Annotated in this window: 16 protein-coding genes, 1 tRNA gene and 1 pseudogene; 5 read left to right on the top strand and 13 right to left on the bottom strand. The window is 57.9% G+C overall.

What is annotated here, in order from left to right; translation table 11 throughout:
* Positions 1-573: 573 nt before the first annotated feature.
* The 6 genes from EDC27_RS11125 to EDC27_RS11100 form a co-directional block, all read right to left on the bottom strand.
* The gene (locus EDC27_RS11125) at positions 574-1,980 is read right to left on the bottom strand and encodes a YihY/virulence factor BrkB family protein (RefSeq protein WP_123290692.1); all 1,407 of its coding nucleotides are present in this window, start codon (positions 1,978-1,980) and stop codon (positions 574-576) included.
* The gene (locus tag EDC27_RS11120; protein WP_170161769.1) at positions 1,977-3,323 is read right to left on the bottom strand and encodes a protein kinase domain-containing protein; all 1,347 of its coding nucleotides are present in this window, start codon (positions 3,321-3,323) and stop codon (positions 1,977-1,979) included. The genes EDC27_RS11125 and EDC27_RS11120 overlap by 4 nt, the downstream gene beginning before the upstream one ends.
* A 39-nt stretch (positions 3,324-3,362) precedes the next feature.
* Positions 3,363-4,088, bottom strand: a complete 726-nt coding sequence (locus EDC27_RS11115) for a metallophosphoesterase family protein (RefSeq protein WP_123290950.1) — start codon at positions 4,086-4,088, stop codon at positions 3,363-3,365.
* A 254-nt stretch (positions 4,089-4,342) separates the two neighbouring features.
* Positions 4,343-5,452 (bottom strand): glycosyltransferase family 4 protein, encoded by a 1,110-nt coding sequence (locus tag EDC27_RS11110; protein WP_148045743.1) that lies wholly within the window; start codon positions 5,450-5,452, stop codon positions 4,343-4,345.
* Positions 5,449-6,738, bottom strand: coding sequence for a glycosyltransferase (locus EDC27_RS11105; protein ID WP_123290689.1), 1,290 nt, complete (start codon positions 6,736-6,738; stop codon positions 5,449-5,451). The genes EDC27_RS11110 and EDC27_RS11105 overlap by 4 nt, the downstream gene beginning before the upstream one ends.
* Positions 6,729-7,940 (bottom strand): glycosyltransferase family protein, encoded by a 1,212-nt coding sequence (locus EDC27_RS11100; RefSeq protein WP_123290688.1) that lies wholly within the window; start codon positions 7,938-7,940, stop codon positions 6,729-6,731. Before EDC27_RS11100 ends, EDC27_RS11105 begins: the two co-directional genes overlap by 10 nt.
* Positions 7,941-8,156: 216 nt before the next feature.
* Between EDC27_RS11100 and EDC27_RS11095 the strand changes: the two genes are divergently transcribed.
* From EDC27_RS11095 to EDC27_RS11085, 3 genes are all read left to right on the top strand, one after another.
* A complete protein-coding gene (locus tag EDC27_RS11095) occupies positions 8,157-8,540 on the top strand; it encodes a RidA family protein (RefSeq protein WP_123290949.1) in 384 nt (127 codons plus the stop codon).
* A 260-nt stretch (positions 8,541-8,800) separates the two neighbouring features.
* Positions 8,801-8,875: transfer RNA gene (locus EDC27_RS11090), tRNA-Thr, on the top strand.
* A gap of 61 nt (positions 8,876-8,936) precedes the next feature.
* On the top strand, positions 8,937-9,665 hold the full coding sequence (locus EDC27_RS11085; protein ID WP_123290687.1) for a DUF72 domain-containing protein: 729 nt from the start codon (positions 8,937-8,939) through the stop codon (positions 9,663-9,665).
* 160 nt (positions 9,666-9,825) lie between these two features.
* On the opposite strand, the gene EDC27_RS11080 is transcribed toward EDC27_RS11085, so the two are convergent.
* From EDC27_RS11080 to EDC27_RS11065, 4 genes and pseudogenes are all read right to left on the bottom strand, one after another.
* The gene (locus EDC27_RS11080; RefSeq protein ID WP_123290686.1) at positions 9,826-10,182 is read right to left on the bottom strand and encodes a nucleotidyltransferase domain-containing protein; all 357 of its coding nucleotides are present in this window, start codon (positions 10,180-10,182) and stop codon (positions 9,826-9,828) included.
* 145 nt (positions 10,183-10,327) lie between these two features.
* The gene (locus EDC27_RS17080; RefSeq protein WP_407923350.1) at positions 10,328-10,465 is read right to left on the bottom strand and encodes a HEPN domain-containing protein; all 138 of its coding nucleotides are present in this window, start codon (positions 10,463-10,465) and stop codon (positions 10,328-10,330) included.
* 139 nt (positions 10,466-10,604) lie between these two features.
* Positions 10,605-10,718, bottom strand: a pseudogene (locus EDC27_RS16925) (helicase HerA-like domain-containing protein); the annotation flags it as partial.
* A gap of 92 nt (positions 10,719-10,810) precedes the next feature.
* Entirely contained in the window at positions 10,811-11,347 is a 537-nt protein-coding gene (locus tag EDC27_RS11065; protein ID WP_211334876.1) for a pyrimidine dimer DNA glycosylase/endonuclease V, read from the bottom strand.
* A gap of 207 nt (positions 11,348-11,554) precedes the next feature.
* Between EDC27_RS11065 and EDC27_RS11060 the strand changes: the two genes are divergently transcribed.
* Together EDC27_RS11060 and EDC27_RS11055 are read left to right on the top strand one after the other, a co-directional pair.
* On the top strand, positions 11,555-12,532 hold the full coding sequence (locus EDC27_RS11060) for a lipoate--protein ligase (protein ID WP_211334875.1): 978 nt from the start codon (positions 11,555-11,557) through the stop codon (positions 12,530-12,532).
* Positions 12,533-12,907: 375 nt separating this feature from the next.
* Positions 12,908-13,234 carry a carboxymuconolactone decarboxylase family protein gene (locus EDC27_RS11055; protein WP_123290684.1) on the top strand — a complete coding sequence of 109 codons (327 nt, stop codon included), beginning with the start codon at positions 12,908-12,910 and terminating at the stop codon, positions 13,232-13,234.
* Positions 13,235-13,297: 63 nt separating this feature from the next.
* On the opposite strand, the gene EDC27_RS11050 is transcribed toward EDC27_RS11055, so the two are convergent.
* The 3 genes from EDC27_RS11050 to EDC27_RS11040 all read right to left on the bottom strand — a co-directional run bounded on the left by EDC27_RS11050 (position 13,298) and on the right by EDC27_RS11040 (position 15,750).
* Positions 13,298-13,609: a DUF6506 family protein gene (locus tag EDC27_RS11050; protein WP_123290683.1), complete on the bottom strand. Its 312-nt coding sequence runs from the start codon at positions 13,607-13,609 to the stop codon at positions 13,298-13,300.
* A 122-nt stretch (positions 13,610-13,731) separates the two neighbouring features.
* The gene (locus EDC27_RS11045; RefSeq protein WP_123290682.1) at positions 13,732-14,721 is read right to left on the bottom strand and encodes an NAD(+)/NADH kinase; all 990 of its coding nucleotides are present in this window, start codon (positions 14,719-14,721) and stop codon (positions 13,732-13,734) included.
* Between the two features lie 54 nt (positions 14,722-14,775).
* A complete protein-coding gene (locus EDC27_RS11040; protein WP_123290681.1) occupies positions 14,776-15,750 on the bottom strand; it encodes an alpha-ketoacid dehydrogenase subunit beta in 975 nt (324 codons plus the stop codon).
* Positions 15,751-15,765: the final 15 nt, after the last annotated feature.

The raw sequence follows: 15,765 nt of genomic DNA, 5'->3' as shown, positions 1-15,765 counted from the left end.
AAGGCACTTTGAGGCTAAAAAACATCGCACTCTGTGGCGCTCCTGAAAAGCAAAACTAGGCCAAGGCTCCTTGAAATTTTTTCAGCAATCCCTCGACCTTTGCAAGAACAAAAGCTCCCAACGAAACGAAGCGGCGAACAACACCAACTATGGGAAACTATGCCCGGAGTTCTTGGTGGCTTAAAAAGTCTTACGGATTCATTACGGAATTTTTCCCCGCGGATAAATTGTGCCGTCCCGCCATCGCCGTGCGAGGCAGACCGCAAGCAGGATATCCAGAGATATCAGAACGTCCCTGAGTGCCCACTGAAAGGAGTGGCTCAGCCTGCCATAGGGGCCTCCTCTGGTCCAATGGACATGGAATAATTGAATAGAAGACCTAGTGCCTTGCGGCGATCCTTCGGGCGTGGGCATGGCTTGAGTGGACATCCTTGCATCGTCCCCTCCCTCAACGGGCGCAGCCCCCTCGCTCCCTCCAGATCTTCTCACGAAAAGGTGGCCCCTTCCCAAGCACCGGTCGTTCCCACATTTGTCGGGCTGGCCCTCAGGGCTGCAACAGATTTATGGCATAAATCAAGATGTGACCCCAATGTCGAGGTCTTCCAACGTTTTTCCAACAAACGGGGAAAAGTAGCCGCGTAAGGCCGCCCGAAGCAGTTCTTGCGCCAACACAGAAATGCCGCCCTCGCCATAGCTGCCGCTCCTTTCGGCTTGCCCTAGGGAATCCAGCAGGGGCATTTCGCCGGGAAATTCTTTGGCATAAAGCCGTTGCGCCAGGTCCTGCAGCGAGATAAGGGACGGGTGCTTGGCCAGAGTGTAGCAGCCGAGGCGCTGCGCGTCTTCCACAAGGACGCGGTGTTCCACAAGGTATTCCGAAAGAGTGAGAAGCGTCTCCTGAGGAACGCCGATCTCGTCGGCCAACGCGTCCAGTTCGCAGGGTTCATCACCTCGAAGAAAATGTTCGTACACACGAAGCACCAGAAAAAAACCCAAAAACACTTGCGAATACCGATGCGCCGCCCATCCTTGGTTCTGTTCCAGTATCAGGGCTTTGGCGTTTTGCAGCGCGTAGCTCAGCTGCCCTCCCCACAAAAGGATGATCCACGTGAGAAACAGCCACACGAAAAACAAAGGCACTGTGGCCAGGTTTCGATAAAAATTCGTCATGGTGCCCGCCTGGCTCACGTAGAAATAAAAACCCTTTTTGGACAATTCCCACAGGACGGCGGCACACAACCCGGCCAAGACCGCGTTTCGAAACCGTACCCGCGCCGAAGGCAAATAGAAGTAGATGAGAGCAAAACAGATGGTTTCCACAAAAACGGGAGCACACAGGCTGTAAAGGGTTCGAGCCAGAAAATTCCTTTGAAGAAAGGATTCCACGGCCCCACCTTGGGGCACCAGCACGTTGCTGATCCACATGGAGGCCACGATGACGAAGGGGCTTGAAGTAAGCAGCACCCAAAAGGCAGTGACTTTTTGAAAATAATGGCGCGATCCCTGCACCCTCCAGATATGGTTAAAAACCCTTTCCGCGGTGATCAGGATGTTCAAAGCCCCCATGATCAGGCCCAGCAAGGCGGCCAGGTTGATGAGACCCGCCGGGCCGGCTTTGAACACCGTGGGGGAAATGGAGCTTTCCAGCCACTCCATGACCTGGTGTTGAAATTCGGGCACCACGGCCGGCAGGATCTTTTGCTGGACAAAGTGCATGATGCGTTCACCCCCGCCCAAAAGCCCCACGAAGCTCACGAACAACACCGACAAAGGGATCATCGACAAGATGCTGGCAAAGGCCAGACTGGCCGCGCGGTCAAAACAAAAATCCCGCTGAAATTTCCACAAGCTCAAGTAGAGCAACCGCCCCACCTGGCGCAGCCTATGTTCCACAAGGCCTTTGGCAAGGCGATGATCCTCTTTGAAAAGAAACCCCTGCAGGCGATGCATCCAACCCCTGGGCATGGTCTTCCCTTTCGTCATATGGGTCGTTCCTGCGGCCCAGCCACGGCGCGCCCATACATGCGGCAGGAAAAATCCTTCACGCCCACATAACCCAATTCAGAACTGGCATACCAAGCCGATCGATAAGAACATCGATCCGTGGACCAGAACCGCTGCACGCGCCGTGAAAAGACCGGTTCCAGGCAAAAGGTGTCCGGATATCGGGGTCTTTTAAGTATGGTGGTCAGCTCGGACACCGTCGGAAGTCGCCAATCCCTGCGGCCGCCGAAAGACTCTCGGCACAGATCCTCGACGTACCTGCGTGCCTCGGGCCACGACAGCCTGTCCTTGGAACCGTCGCGCTGCCACCACAACCCTGTAGTGCCATCGTAGAGGCATTCGGGATAGACAACCCAGGAATTGATCGTCTCACGGCGAGGGCGCCATAGGGCATCTAATTCGAAAAATTCCTGAGCGTCTCGGCGACGCACTTTGACGGGTTCGCGCCGGCACCGCAGCCGATCCGCGACCTGAGGCGGCTCGTCGTGCCACAACCGGCATGCCTGGTCCAGCGCAGCATCAAAGGTGCGGCGTAGGGACCTCAAGGCCTGCATCATGCCCCGCGTGGTGCGATAGCGCCGCGCGGGGTCGGCGGCACAGGCTTTGCCAAAGAAGGCCTTCCAGGGTGCCCCGTCAAAGGGATGGGGCAGGGCGGCCACCGATGTTTTTGAAGGCAGTAAGCCCGTCAAGAGCCGAAAGAAGACGGCGGCGGCACTGTAAAGGTCGGAAGCCGGCGTGGCGTCATCGGGATCACGCTCCTGTTCCGGCGCCGCATAATAGGGTGTCCCCACGATGAGTTGCCTCGGTTTGGGAAAGACAACGCCCGGAATCTTGGACAGCCCGAAGTCGATCAATTTGACGGTCCCTTCGTCGGCCAGAAGCACATTGGCCGGTTTCAGATCCCGATGCACCAGACCCGAGCGGTGCATGGCCCCCAGCCCCGAAAGCATCTCTTCCACGAGGCGGAAAGCCTCTCGAGGGGGCAAGGGTCGCGTGGGCCGCTCCAGCACGGCCTCTTCACCGATATGATCCGCCAGAGAATGACAATGGTATTCCATGACGAAATAGGGACGTCCATCGTGAACGCCGCGATCCAGTACGCAGGCCAGGTGAGGGTGGCGCAGCCGCTCCATAACAGAGGTTTCCATGAGGAAGAGTCGGCGCGCCTGGTCTTCCCCGAGAAGCGTCACCAAGTGCGGATGGGGATCCAGGATTTTTAGGGCGAGAAGGCTCGAGGCGTCGGGATCCCACACGCGATAGACGCGGCCCATGCCGCCCCGCCCCAAAAGCCCGAGAATCTGATACCGTCCGATCCACCGCACGGCATGCCCCTCATGCATTGCAACGCACCTGAGAACGGCTCACCAGAGCCGGTCGGCGTTAATGCGTGGAAAACCCAAAGCGAGAATCTTTTGCACCGTCTTGGCTATGTCGTAAGCCACGCGCCGCACGACGATCGTCGAAGACTCTGTGTTCCAGATCACGTATTTGGCACGATTGTCTCCGTCCCGAGGTTGCCCCACGCTGCCCACGTTGACGATGTACCGGGCGGATGGCTGCAAGTGCAGCGCATCGGATCGAAACCGATGGATGCGTCCTTGGTTTCCGTCCCATCGCACCCACAGCAACTGGTGCGTGTGCCCGACAAAACACAGGGGATTTTCGTAAAGGGAAAAGAGGTGAGGAAGCTCTTCCACGACCACCTCAAACAGATACCGGGTGACCGACTGGGGCGGACACCCGTGAACGCACAGGGCCCCTTCCACGTGAAGCGTCGTCGGCCATGCTGTCACGGTGCGAAACCCTTGGGGGCTGAGCAGTTCCCGGGTCAGTTCCAGGGATTGTCGCGCCGAAGGATTGAACCACTCCAGGTAATCCGGGTTCATGAGGGCCCATTCGTGGTTTCCCATGACGCAGGGAATGCGAAGGGATTGAAGGCGCCGCACCACGGCTTCAGGATCGGGACCGTAGCCCACGGCATCGCCGAGGCACACCACGCGATCGGGCCGCGTGTCCTCCAGGTCGCGCAGCACCGCTTCAAAGGCTTCCAGGTTCCCGTGTATGTCGGAAAGAACGGCGATGTTCATGGTGATGCAGTCCAAAATGTCCCGGGAGCTTTGGTCATTTCCAGGGCCCTTGAGCACCTAGCGCGCCGAAAGCCCCTCGTCCCTGCCCGAGATCGCAGATGTCCCGCCCACTTTTTCTTTCTGTGGGGCCACAGGATTGCGCTCCCAGGAAAATAACGTGAACGTCCACGCTTGGGCTCCCCAGGAAGACAACCCGCAAGGCCCCTCAAGATGACGCCGAAAAACACCCCACCAAGCCGCCCTTAAGCCGCCTTCTAAACCAGCGATTCCAGTAACCCCGCAAGATAGCGCACCTGTCGATGCAGGTTCCGGTACCACTCCACGTACCGAACCCCTTTCAACCCCAAAAAGCGCCGCCGCGCCTCATCCTGCAAAAGATTTCTGACCGCCTCGGCGTACGCCCCCGGATCCCGGCGGGGAATCAGAATACCCGTAAGGCCGTCCCACACCACCTGGTCCACGCCGCCTTCCCGCAACGCCACCACCGGAAGACCACATGCCTGCGCTTCCAAGTACACCATGCCTAGGGATTCTCTAATTCCCGGAAAAACGAAAAGGTCACCGGCACTGTAATAGGCATGCAGCTCCCGGCGCGCCACGCGCCCCACAAAAACCACACGCCGGCCCAGACGCCGCGCGGCCGTTCGATGCATTTCGGCTTCCAGGGGTCCATCGCCCACCACCACAAGGCGCCAGGGTTTCGGATTGTCCCCGATTCGGGCCAGGGCATGAAAAAGAAAGTGTAGGCTCTTTCTTTTCACCCCCGGCCGAAACCGCGCCACGGCAAGCAGCACCGGGTCATGGGCGGCAAAGCCCCAGTGCGCCCGCACCGTCCGGCGGGCCGCTTCACAGCGCACGAACATTTCCGGAAAGATACCAGGCGCCACATAGGCTAACCGATTCAAGGGCACCACGCGCTCCAGGGCCGCCAGATCGTTTCGGTTGTTGATGACGGCCAGATGAGCACCCAGCAAAGCCCATCGGTTCAGATAAAAACCCGGCCGCGTCTCAGCACGCCTTCGGCGCTTTGTGCCGTACATGGGCTGCACGAGAACATAGGGAATCCCCAAAAGCCGGGAAAGCCACGGGCCGATCACATCGGGAGCCTTGTAGTAGGTATGGTACGTCAGCCACAAGTGCGGCCGCCAGATTCTGGATTGGCGCAGGGCCTCTACGACCCCTTGCACCGCTCGAGACCAGCCGCCCTTTTCCCTCCAGAACCATCGGGCACGAAAGCGGCTCATCTCCCGGCAGGCATATCCAGCGCCATGTAACGCTTCCACAAGCCCCTGGGCGATGGTCTGATCGCCCGAAGGGTCTGGATGCCCCAGGGGCTTGTTGGGGCTATAGAACGCGATTCTCAAGGATTACCGACAGCCTTTCGCAAGAGTGCCTCCAGGGGTTGAATACAGCGCCGACTGTCAAAGTGCGTTTCCACTGTGCGGCGCGCGGCCCGCTTTTGAGCCTCCAGGGATGTTCCGGCTTCCAGCACGGCCTTGATGGCCCAGGCCAAAGTGTCAGGGGATGCGGGAGGCACCAGAGTTCCCGTCACCTGGTCTTCTACCAGTTCCGCAATGGCCGCATGGCGCGTACTCACCACCGGAAGCCCCACCGCCATGGCTTCCACCAACACGTTGGGAATGCCGTCCCGATCGCCATTGGGCGCCGTCTTGCACGCCAGAACAAAGACATGGGAACGGCGGTAAAAGCCGATGACCTTTTCGTGAGGCAACGTTCCATGAAAGGTGACGCGAGGCCACAGTCCCAGGCGTCGCGCCAGGTCGTGAATCTTCTCTTTGTCCTCTCCGGAACCGATGTGGTCGAAGTGAAAATCGACACCCAAGGTTTCCAGGATTTTCAAAGCTCTCAAAAGGTCATCATAGCCTTTTTTGGGCACCAGTCGGCCCACCGAGAGCACGCGAAAGGGAGGCGCAGGCCAAGGGTCCGTGCCGTAGGCGAAGAAACGCAGGTCGATGCCGTGATAGATGGTGTGGATGGGAACAAGGGAGCGGTTCTTTGAGCCATCTCCAGCACCCGTGTTCAGCAGGGATTGTAGGTAACGCGCATTGTAGGCCGTGCAGGTGACCACAAAGCGAGCCCGCTGTATCTTGCGGCGCAGCTGATTGGGGTCTGAGGTGTAAATGTCCTTGGCGTGCGCCGTGAAACTGTAAGGCACTCCGCTCAATTGGGAAGCAAAAAAAGCCACCGACGTGGGTGTGTGGCAAAAATGCGCGTGCAGATGCCGCACAGGGCGCCCCATCAAGCGATTGTAGGCCAGATACCCCCCTTGCAGAAAATGGCGCAGAGTGGCCGAGGTGCGCCGATCCACAGCACGGCGCAAAGCGTCGCGAAAGCCTCGCACGTACCGAGGGCCCAGTCGAACCCACAGGCGCAGGTTGGGGGCGATCATGGCTCGAGGGTGCGGCAGCACATATTCGGGAAGGTAGGTCACCGAAGCGCGAATCCGGCGCACACTCTCGTGGGTAAAAGACTCTCGAGGCCGCCGCAGGGAATAGATTTCAATGGGCATGCCCATGGATTCCAAAAGGGCAATTTCCTGACTGATAAACGATTCGGAAATGCGCGGGTAGCCTTTGAGAACCATGCCCAGCCGAGGAGCCCCATGGCCGCGCGCCGCTTTCACGCCCATTGAACTCGCGCTCCCTTGTGGCATTCAGCAACCCGCGCTCGAATGACTTCCAGAGCCGTAAAGGGAAATTCCTGCGCTTTGGCGGCCATGCCGGTGCCGTTGGCCAAAAGGTGCTCAACCTTTTGGTAGACGGCCAAAGGACTCAGCCGCTCCGGATGCAGGTATTCACAAAAGCCACGCCGGTATAAAACTTCCGCTCGAATGAGCTGCTCTTGTCGCGGCACAGTTCGAGGAATGATCAAAAAAGGTTTTCTTTGGCTGATGATTTCGCACACCGTGTTGTAGCCGCCCATGCTGACGATGACGTCGGCGGCTCCGATGAGCCCTTCCATGAAGCGGTGAAACCGAAGAATTTGAAACCCCAGGGTCTCGCATCGCCCGGCCACTTCCTTATAATGCATGGGCGAAAGGAATGGCCCGGTGACGATCACGGCCTTCATGCCCGCAGGGGCCACGTTCTGTTCAAAGGCTTTGAGAAAGGTGTTGACCACGGGATAGCCGTCTCCGCCGCCGCCGGTGGTCATGAGCACCATCTTCTGGTCGTCTGTCAAGCCCAATTCCCGCCGCACCTGCTTCACCTCCGCCGCAGATGGCACCTGACGCGGAATATAGCCGGTAAAGGTGATCTTGCGGGCTACGGAATCCGGAATGCGGTATTCCTGCACCGGGTCATAAAAGGATCGATGGCCGTAAACCCAGATTTCATCATAAAGGGCTTCCATGGCCCCATAAATGCCCTTGCTTTCCCAATCTTCGATGGTCGCCTGGGCCTCGTCCATGATGTCGCGAAGCCCTAAAATGGTCGTGCAGGACGGAAGGTCCTCCCGCATCCAGTGCAGCGTGTCCACCACTTCACGCTTCAGGCCCAAAGGGGCCTTGTCCACAATAAAAAAATCCGGGCTAAAAGCCTGGGCCGCGCTCAGAATGATGCTCTTACGAATCTCCAAAACCTCGGTGGCCTCCAGCTTCATGGAAAGAGGCAGATATTCCTCGTTGGTCATCTTGATCATGCCCGGAATGCGAACGAAATCGACGCGGCGAGGAATCTTGAAGCGGCCCACAAGTGGGGAGCCCGTGAGGATGAGGACGGTGGCAGGAAGCTTGCGCAGGCTTCGAGCGATGGCCAAAGTGCGGCGAATATGGCCCAAGCCAAAGGTGTCATGGCTGTACATGAGAATCTTTGTTACGGGTATGGAAGCCACTCGTCCCCCGTCATCTTGCGTTAGCTTTGATACCCAGGATTTCGACAGCTTTCGAAGTCCATAAACGGCATCTTAAAGATATGCAAGCACCTTGGCAACCGTCTTTTCCGGTGTTACAAGGGCTTGCGTGTGAAAGCTCAAGGAATGGTATCACGCACCATGGCGGTGTCGCCTCGCTTGGATCAAGTTCGAGCCTTCGATAGGGGAGAAAAGCCCATGCCTTTGCGTTTCGTGGAAACAAAGAAAGCGCCGGCGGCCATCGGCCCTTATAGTCAAGCTGTTCAGGCCGGTCCGTGGCTCTTCGTGAGTGGCCAGATTCCCTTGGTCCCCGAAACCGGTCAAATGGTGGAAGGAACTTTCGATGCACAGGCGCGCCAGGTGCTGCACAATGTGGCGCGGATTCTTGAGGCGGCAGGGTACGCCATGAACGAGGTGGTGGCCGTGGATGTTTTTTTGACGGACCTTGGCCATTTTCAGACCTTCAACGCCCTGTATGAAGAGGTCTTTCAAGACCACAAGCCAGCTCGAGCCGTGGTGCAGGTGAGCGCCCTGCCCCGAGGGGCCCAGATCGAAATGAAGTGCGTGGCCGTCAAAGCGTGAGGAGGCCTGCCGGGTCAGACGACTCTCTCGAAGCTGGCCCAAGAAGACGACCGACAGCCCCGTGCTGTGGCAGCGCCGCAAGGCGCGTCGGTGGCTGCCAATTTTCTGTAGACTTTTGCAGCGCCAAAGACCCAGGTTCGGCTCACGCCGCTCCCACGCCCTGTCTTTTGAAATGAGCCGCTTCGCCGCAGGCCGGAACCCTCACGATTTGACCTTGACCGCCCAAAAAGCAGCGTGCTATAAGCCTTGCCGCTTCTCAGGCCGGCGTAGCTCAGGGGTAGAGCAGCTGATTCGTAATCAGCAGGTCGCGGGTTCGAATCCCATCGCCGGCTCCAGCAAAAACAAGGGGGTTAGGCCTCAGGGCCTAACCCTTTCGTATTTGAGGTCGAAGAGGCCATGCAGGAAGCGCGTGTTCGCATCGGCACCTCGGGATGGAATTACCCTCACTGGAAAGGGCGGTTCTACCCGGAAGATTGGCCCAAGGCCCGGTGGCTGGATTTTTACGCCATGCAATTTGACACCGTCGAAGTGAACGCCACCTTTTATCGGCTGCCCAAACCCGAGACCTTTGACGGCTGGAAGCAAAGGACGCCAGAGGATTTTTGCTGGGCCGTGAAGGCCAATCGTTTCATCACCCACATCAAACGCCTGAGGGATGTGGAGGAACCCTTGGTTCGATTCTATCGGTGCGTTTCGAAACTGGGCGACAAGCTAGGTCCGATCCTGCTCCAATTGCCCCCTAGCCTTGCCTATGATGATGGACTGGTTCGGGATTTTCTGGACCGGCTCGATCCCTCCTCCCGGCATGTCATGGAAGTGCGTCACCCGTCATGGTTACAGGATTCGTTTTTCAGCCTCCTTGAAGCGCGGAACATCGCCCTGTGCCTTTCCGACACGGCGGGCCGCTACCCTTTTCATGAAGCCGTGACCGCCTCCTTTGTTTATGTTCGACTCCATGGAAGCCAAAAACTCTACCGGTCTCGGTATAGCCGCCAAGAACTGGAGGCCTGGGCGGACCGCATCCGGTCATGGAATCGGGATGCCTACATTTATTTCGATAACGACGACCAAGCTCACGCACCGCACAACGCCTTGGAACTCAAAGCTCTTCTGCAACTCGGCTAAACACGGTCCTGGACGGTCTATCAAAAACAGCCTGTCGTTTTCATTGCCCTTGCTCGCAGCGAGAAAAAATTTGCCCGATAAAGGTTTGGAGGATCAAGGCGGCAGGGTCAGAACTCTGAGGGGCATGCCAATGGAGGGGAGCGCCGTGCCACAGCCCATTTTAGATTATTCGAATGTGGTTTTCCCGGATGGTGCGCCAAAAGCCCGATTCTTCGATCCACAGCCGGGAAAATTCTTCCGGCGTATAAACAAGAATGTCCAGTGGAAAGCCACGATCCAGCAGATCCCAGAACTTACGGGGTCGTTCGATGAAGGGTTCTTGTAAAGGGGCAACAAGGATCACGTCCACATCCGACCAGTCGTGGGGATTCCCAGCCGCCACGGACCCGAAAATATAGGCTTCCAGAACTCCTCGGTCCTTCAAGGCACGGCGCAGCCGAGCCACGATCTCTTCCAGAGAAAAATCCAGGACACTCACAGGAGGGCGGCTGCGCATGAGCACGTCCGAATCACTCATCGGGCTGCATCTCCCGCTGAACCCATTGCACGATACATCGCGCCGACACCAAAAGCAGCCTTCGCTTGCCTAGCCGTCAGCATCTCAAAGGGGCGCCATCGGGAAAGGCATCCGGGTATCGGCCGGACACGTAATGAAGATCAAGCTATTTGGCCCGCTCCAAAAGCTCGTCGTCCACACCGAGGGCCGTCATGATCTTGTAAACAGAATGGGTCTTGATGATGTCAAAACCCTTGCGAAAGCACAGAGCTTTTAAGGCTTTCTCGCCAGCCTGCTGACAAATAAAGCAGCTCTGGGCAAAAAACCTCCGCGAAAGGAGTGCTCTGCCCAGAGAAGGTCGTTTCTGCCTGACGAAGCCAATCTCGGGCGCGGCCCATAGGGGTTTCGCCTCCTCCCCGAATCGGGATCAAAAAAGGTAGGTGAATGAACACAGGCACGCCGTGTCGCGAAAACCCTTCAGCCAGTACCAGCAAGGAAAAGGTCTTGCCGGTACCCGTGGCGACGGTGATCAGCCCCTGGCCATTAGGGTACTTCAGAAGCCATTAGACAGGCTTTTCGCCCTTTCCCCAAAGGACTCGATCCATGGCCCAGTCCATTTCGTGTTGCGGCGTCGCCCGTGTGCTTTCCATCACTGGGGCAGCCGTGTGGCCTTTGAAACCGCCCTTGTACTCAGAGCGGGCTCGGGAAGAAGGCACACATATTCTTGAAGCCACGGGGGCTTTCGCCGGCGTGTCCAGGTGGCAAACCGCAATTTTTCTCCCACATAAAAACGCCGATAGGCCGTGACGGGATCTCCGGGCACTTTATACTTGTCGGGCATGGCCTGCGCAAAAGGCGTCAGGCCCACGGACGGAAAGCGCAGCCCTTTGACTTGGTCCAGAATGCGCACGGAAGCATGATCCGTCGATTTTCGGTATCGGTATTTGTATTCGCGATTGAGGGCCCGCGTCAAACGCATGAGCCACCGCACATTGTCGTAAGATTCTTCGGCCCACAGCACACACGGATGTTTCCTATGCGTGGGCTTATAGGGCGTGTTCAGGCCCTTTTTGTTCAGAGCCGTGCAGATGATTTGAACACTTTCCAGAATCATCTTGATCACGTGCTGATCACAATGATAGCGGACACACTTTACCGGATCCAGATCGAGAACGAAAATATTCATGTACCCCTTTCGTGTCCTTTGACGGCGCAGCGTATGGACCAAAACACCGCGTAATCTACACCGACCTTTGGCCCAGGCCCAGGAACTTTTTCAATCCCTTTCCTTGGGTTCCCTTTTACGCACCAAGCATGACACGGAGACCCTTGGTCGGCACATTCTTTGCCTTTTTGACGGCCAAGACCATGATAAAGGAGGAAGGCACAACCCGTGATCGGTATCTTTCATGAGGGCACAGAAGCACCGTGGAATCTTGCCATGGAGGAATATCTTCTGGAAAAGGCTGCGGAGCCTTGTTTTGTGGTGTGGCGGAACAGGGCATCGGTCATCGTGGGGCGCAACCAAAACACGTGCGCTCAAATCAATCGCCCATTCGTGGAAACCCAGGGCATTGCCGTGGTGCGACGACTGAGCGGCGGCGGAGCCGTCTACCACGACCTGGGAAACGTTAATTTCACGTTCATCGCGCCCGGCCAAGGAAAGAAGCCTGCAGCTTTTCATGAATTCACGGCGCCCATTTTGGAATTCCTTCAGAAACTGGGGGTTCCCGCAGCCTTTGACGGTCGAAACGACCTGAGCCTTTATGGCCTAAAAATCTCAGGCAACGCCCAGTACGTGCGCCACAACCATCTTCTTCACCACGGAACCCTGCTCTTTGACTCGGACCTGGACACCCTGGAAAAGGCTCTGCGCGTAGGCGACGTGAAATATCAGGATCGGGGCATTCCATCCATACGAAAGCGGGTGACCAACATTCGAGAACACCTCCCTTCGCCTGTTTCGGCGGACGCTTTTATGGAAAGGCTCTATGGCTTCATGCAAAAAAAGATGAAGGCCCGCACGGTGAACCTTTCATCGCTCGACCACGAAGCCATCGAACGCCTCGCCGACGAACGGTACCGGCGCTGGGAATGGAACTACGGGACCTCTCCGCCCTACACCTTTCACAAGGTGGTCAAAACCTCGGCCGGTGTGCTGGAAGTGTGCCTTGAGGTGGAAAAAGGCATCATTCGCAATGCGCGCATCTTCGGTGATTTCTTCGGTTTCGAGGATGTTGAAGGATTGGAAGCCCAACTGGTGGGCCTTCGGCACGATGTTCGCGAGCTCACCGCTTTCCTTCAAAACTTTCCGGTATCGCTTTACATTCAGGGCCTCTTTGCCCATGAACTGGCGCAGGCCCTCACCTAGAACTATGTCTGTTCGATTCCGGAACAGGCCCAAATGGTTTTGTTCATTTTCCGAACATATGGCCGTCAGACCGCAAAAGGCCTGTGTCCAACAAGGTGAAGCCACAACCCCTTGAGGATTTGCATTTCCTCGGGAATCGATAGGCGGTGCCTGTTTTTTTGGCGGGCCTGAGGCCCGCGCTCTCAGGGAAAGTCCATGTTTGGCACATGCCGAAACCCGTAAAGCTTGTTGTTCACGGCGAGAAAAGGTTTTTGCTTTGACGGCGCGGGGACAGGGTTTTCAGCTCAGCACGTTCTTTGCTCCCCGTGACATGGCAGGCGCCAACGGTTGAAGGGCTGCGTTCCCGGTCGATTTCACGAAGGGAGGATAGATGTCATGAACACGGCGGAAAAAGCGAGTGTGGCCTTTTCGTACATTCAAAACCATGTTCCCGAGGTCTACGAAAAGTACCTGGAATTCACCAAGACCATGGCGCTCAAAGGAGACCTCAGCGATCGAGACAAGGAACTGATCCTTGTGGCCTGTTCCGTGATGTCACAATGCGACATGTGCATCGCCATTCATGTAGAAGCGGCCGCTGCCGCAGGCGCCTCTCGCGATCAGATTCTTCAGGCGGCCCTCATGGCCGTGGCCATGGGAGGATCCCCTAAGCTCATGTATCTGAAATACGTTTTTGAGGCCTTGGATGATCTGTTCGGCTGAGTGCAGACAGGGCAAGCCTTGAAGTGGTCAAGACCACTTCAGGCTTTTGTCCCGCCATTCCGTTCAAAAGAGGGTGTCTCCTCTGACGTGACCCAATCCCGGATGCGCGTCGAAACGGACCACGCCCACGGGAACCGATCCACCCACCGCTTCGGCCACCAGGGCCGTGCCTCGGTTTCCAAATCCGCCGCACAGTTCGAGGGCGCTGATCCCTTCCTTTTCGACCAAAACCTTGGCCGTCGTCACCGCCTGCCGGTAATCGGCAACCCCTACCACCAGAAGGTGCACTTTAGGGGTTTTGACCCAGTGGCGGTGCACGTCGGGGTCCGCTTCGGGGGCAACGAAAAGAAAGGCCGCTTTGACAACGTCGCTCATTTTTTCTCCTTTCGCGCATGCTTTAAACCTGTTGGCGCCTGGGGCTGCGTGCGAGCCCTTTCGCTCGCACGAAGAGCGAGCCAGGCAGGCAAAGGATCCCAAGCCGGCGGCCGCCTAAACCTCTACGTTCTTGAAAGAAAAAGGCCTCTTTCTCGAGCCCGTGCCATGACCCGCGCCACATTGACCACAAACGGACCATCCAGGCTCAATCGCACGCCCACGGCCGCCGACGGCTTGATTTCCCTCTCCCTTTCCCCATCCAGGGCCAACACGCCACGGGTCACATTCACGGGGTAGACCGCCTGCGGTGCCATGCGTTCGAAGTGCGCGACGGCCACGGTGCGGATCAGACCCGGCGCAACGGCCGCGGAAACCCGAAGACCTTCATCGCCCATTCTGATATGCAGCCCTGCCGGCTCTTCGGGCTCCACGGTTTCCAGTTGTCCTCCCAGAGCCGACAGGCCGATGGATTCCGGTCGGCATCGAGAGAGGAACAGTTCTCGAACCTTATCCACTTCCCAAATGGCGCGAGCGCCGATAAAAGTACCCTCGCAAACCGCCACATCTACCAGCGCAAGATCCACCGGCATGCCGTCGCAAAGCACTTCCAGGCAGGAAACCTTGGAGCCCGCTTCGTCCAAGGGCACGGCGCCCGTGGCCACCAGGCCCGCTGCCAGCCCCACGATGGTGGCCTCCAGCACCTGAGGAAACACGTTGTTGGTCCCCGTGGACAGGGGAAGAAGGGGCACGCCGCGCGTGCCTCGAACGACAGCCCGGCATGTCCCGTCCCCTCCCAAAACCACCACACAGCCCACGCCGTGGGCTTCCATCCACGCCGCGGCGTTCATGGAATCTTCTTGGCTGTCCTGAACGCTCATGGGAATCGCTTTCACATTCATGGTCACGGCGCAGCCTCGCAGGGCTCGATCCACAATGGCGTAGGCATCGGGCATGTACCAGACATCTTGGACTCCGGCAGCCTCCAGGCCCATGAGAATCCGCCGAACAATGCGCACCTTTTCTTGATTGTCAAACACGCTGCCGTGAGCCACCAGCCTTCGAATATCTTTGCCGGAGGCCGGGTTGGCCACAATTCCAATGGCACTGGACATGAGCCTCCTTTGCTTTTGGAAATCTTCCGCATCGGGCCGGCACGCCAATTGGGTTCAGCCTCGAATTTTCCGCACCGCCGCCACAATGTCGTTCACGTCGGGCAGAAAGGCCTGTTCCAGGGGTGGAGAAAAAGGCACCGGCGTGAACGGCGCGGCCACCCGCACGATGGGGCCGTCCAGGTAGTCAAAGGCCATTTCGGCCACCTGCGCGGCGATTTCAGCACCGAACCCGGCGTGCTTCACCGCTTCGTGAACCACCACCAGGCCGTGGGTTTTCTTCACCGACTCAACCACCGTGGCCGTATCAAAGGGCACAAGGGTTCGAGGGTCGATGACTTCGGCCGAAATGCCGTCCTTGGCCAAGACTTCGGCGGCTTCCAGGGCCGTGTGAACCATTTTGGCCGTGGCCACCACCGTGACGTCCTTGCCGCTTCGCCGTACTTCGGCCTTGCCGAACGGCACGCTGTAGAGCTCGTCGGGCACCTCGCCTTCCAGCCCGTAAAGTAGCTTGTGTTCCAGAAACACCACGGGATTGTCATCGCGAATGGCGGTGACGAGCAAGCCCTTGGCGTCGTAGGGGGTGGCCGGCATGGCCACTTTCAGGCCGGGCACATGGGCGAACCAGGCTTCCAGGCTTTGGGAATGCTGAGCCGCCGCCCCGATGCCCGCCCCTTGCGGGGTTCGAAGCACCATGGGAATCTTGGCTTTACCGCCAAACATGTAGCGCATCTTGGCGGCCTGGTTGAACAGCTGATCCAGAGCAACGCCTATAAAGTCCACAAACATGATTTCGCACACGGGCCGCAGCCCCGCCGCCGCGGCTCCCGTGGCCGCTCCGATGATGGCACTTTCCGTGATGGGCGTATCCTTGACCCGTTTTTCCCCGAACTGCTCGTACAGGCCCTTGGTGACCCCAAAGCATCCTCCAAAAGGCCCCACGTCCTCGCCCATGATGAAAACGTTGGAGTCTCGCTCCATTTCCTGGCGAAGGGCTTCATTGATGGCCTGAAGATAGGTCTTGGTCGGCATGGCATTTCTCCTTCA

Origin of the sequence: Desulfosoma caldarium, from assembly GCF_003751385.1 — a bacterium.
Classification (GTDB): domain Bacteria; phylum Desulfobacterota; class Syntrophobacteria; order Syntrophobacterales; family DSM-9756; genus Desulfosoma; species Desulfosoma caldarium.
The sequence above is the reverse complement of the archived record's forward strand: the minus strand, read 5'-3'. Positions and strand labels throughout refer to the sequence as shown.

Coding starts and splice junctions, on each gene's coding strand:
- EDC27_RS11045 (WP_123290682.1), bottom strand. CDS start 14,721: ATGTCCAGTGCCATTGGAATTGTGGCCAACCCGGCCTCCGGCAAAGAT.
- EDC27_RS11115 (WP_123290950.1), bottom strand. CDS start 4,088: ATGAACATCGCCGTTCTTTCCGACATACACGGGAACCTGGAAGCCTTT.
- EDC27_RS11095 (WP_123290949.1), top strand. CDS start 8,157: ATGCCTTTGCGTTTCGTGGAAACAAAGAAAGCGCCGGCGGCCATCGGC.
- EDC27_RS11050 (WP_123290683.1), bottom strand. CDS start 13,609: ATGAGCGACGTTGTCAAAGCGGCCTTTCTTTTCGTTGCCCCCGAAGCG.
- EDC27_RS11085 (WP_123290687.1), top strand. CDS start 8,937: ATGCAGGAAGCGCGTGTTCGCATCGGCACCTCGGGATGGAATTACCCT.
- EDC27_RS11040 (WP_123290681.1), bottom strand. CDS start 15,750: ATGCCGACCAAGACCTATCTTCAGGCCATCAATGAAGCCCTTCGCCAG.
- EDC27_RS11065 (WP_211334876.1), bottom strand. CDS start 11,347: ATGAATATTTTCGTTCTCGATCTGGATCCGGTAAAGTGTGTCCGCTAT.
- EDC27_RS11125 (WP_123290692.1), bottom strand. CDS start 1,980: ATGACGAAAGGGAAGACCATGCCCAGGGGTTGGATGCATCGCCTGCAG.
- EDC27_RS11055 (WP_123290684.1), top strand. CDS start 12,908: ATGAACACGGCGGAAAAAGCGAGTGTGGCCTTTTCGTACATTCAAAAC.
- EDC27_RS11105 (WP_123290689.1), bottom strand. CDS start 6,738: ATGGGCGTGAAAGCGGCGCGCGGCCATGGGGCTCCTCGGCTGGGCATG.
- EDC27_RS11080 (WP_123290686.1), bottom strand. CDS start 10,182: ATGAGTGATTCGGACGTGCTCATGCGCAGCCGCCCTCCTGTGAGTGTC.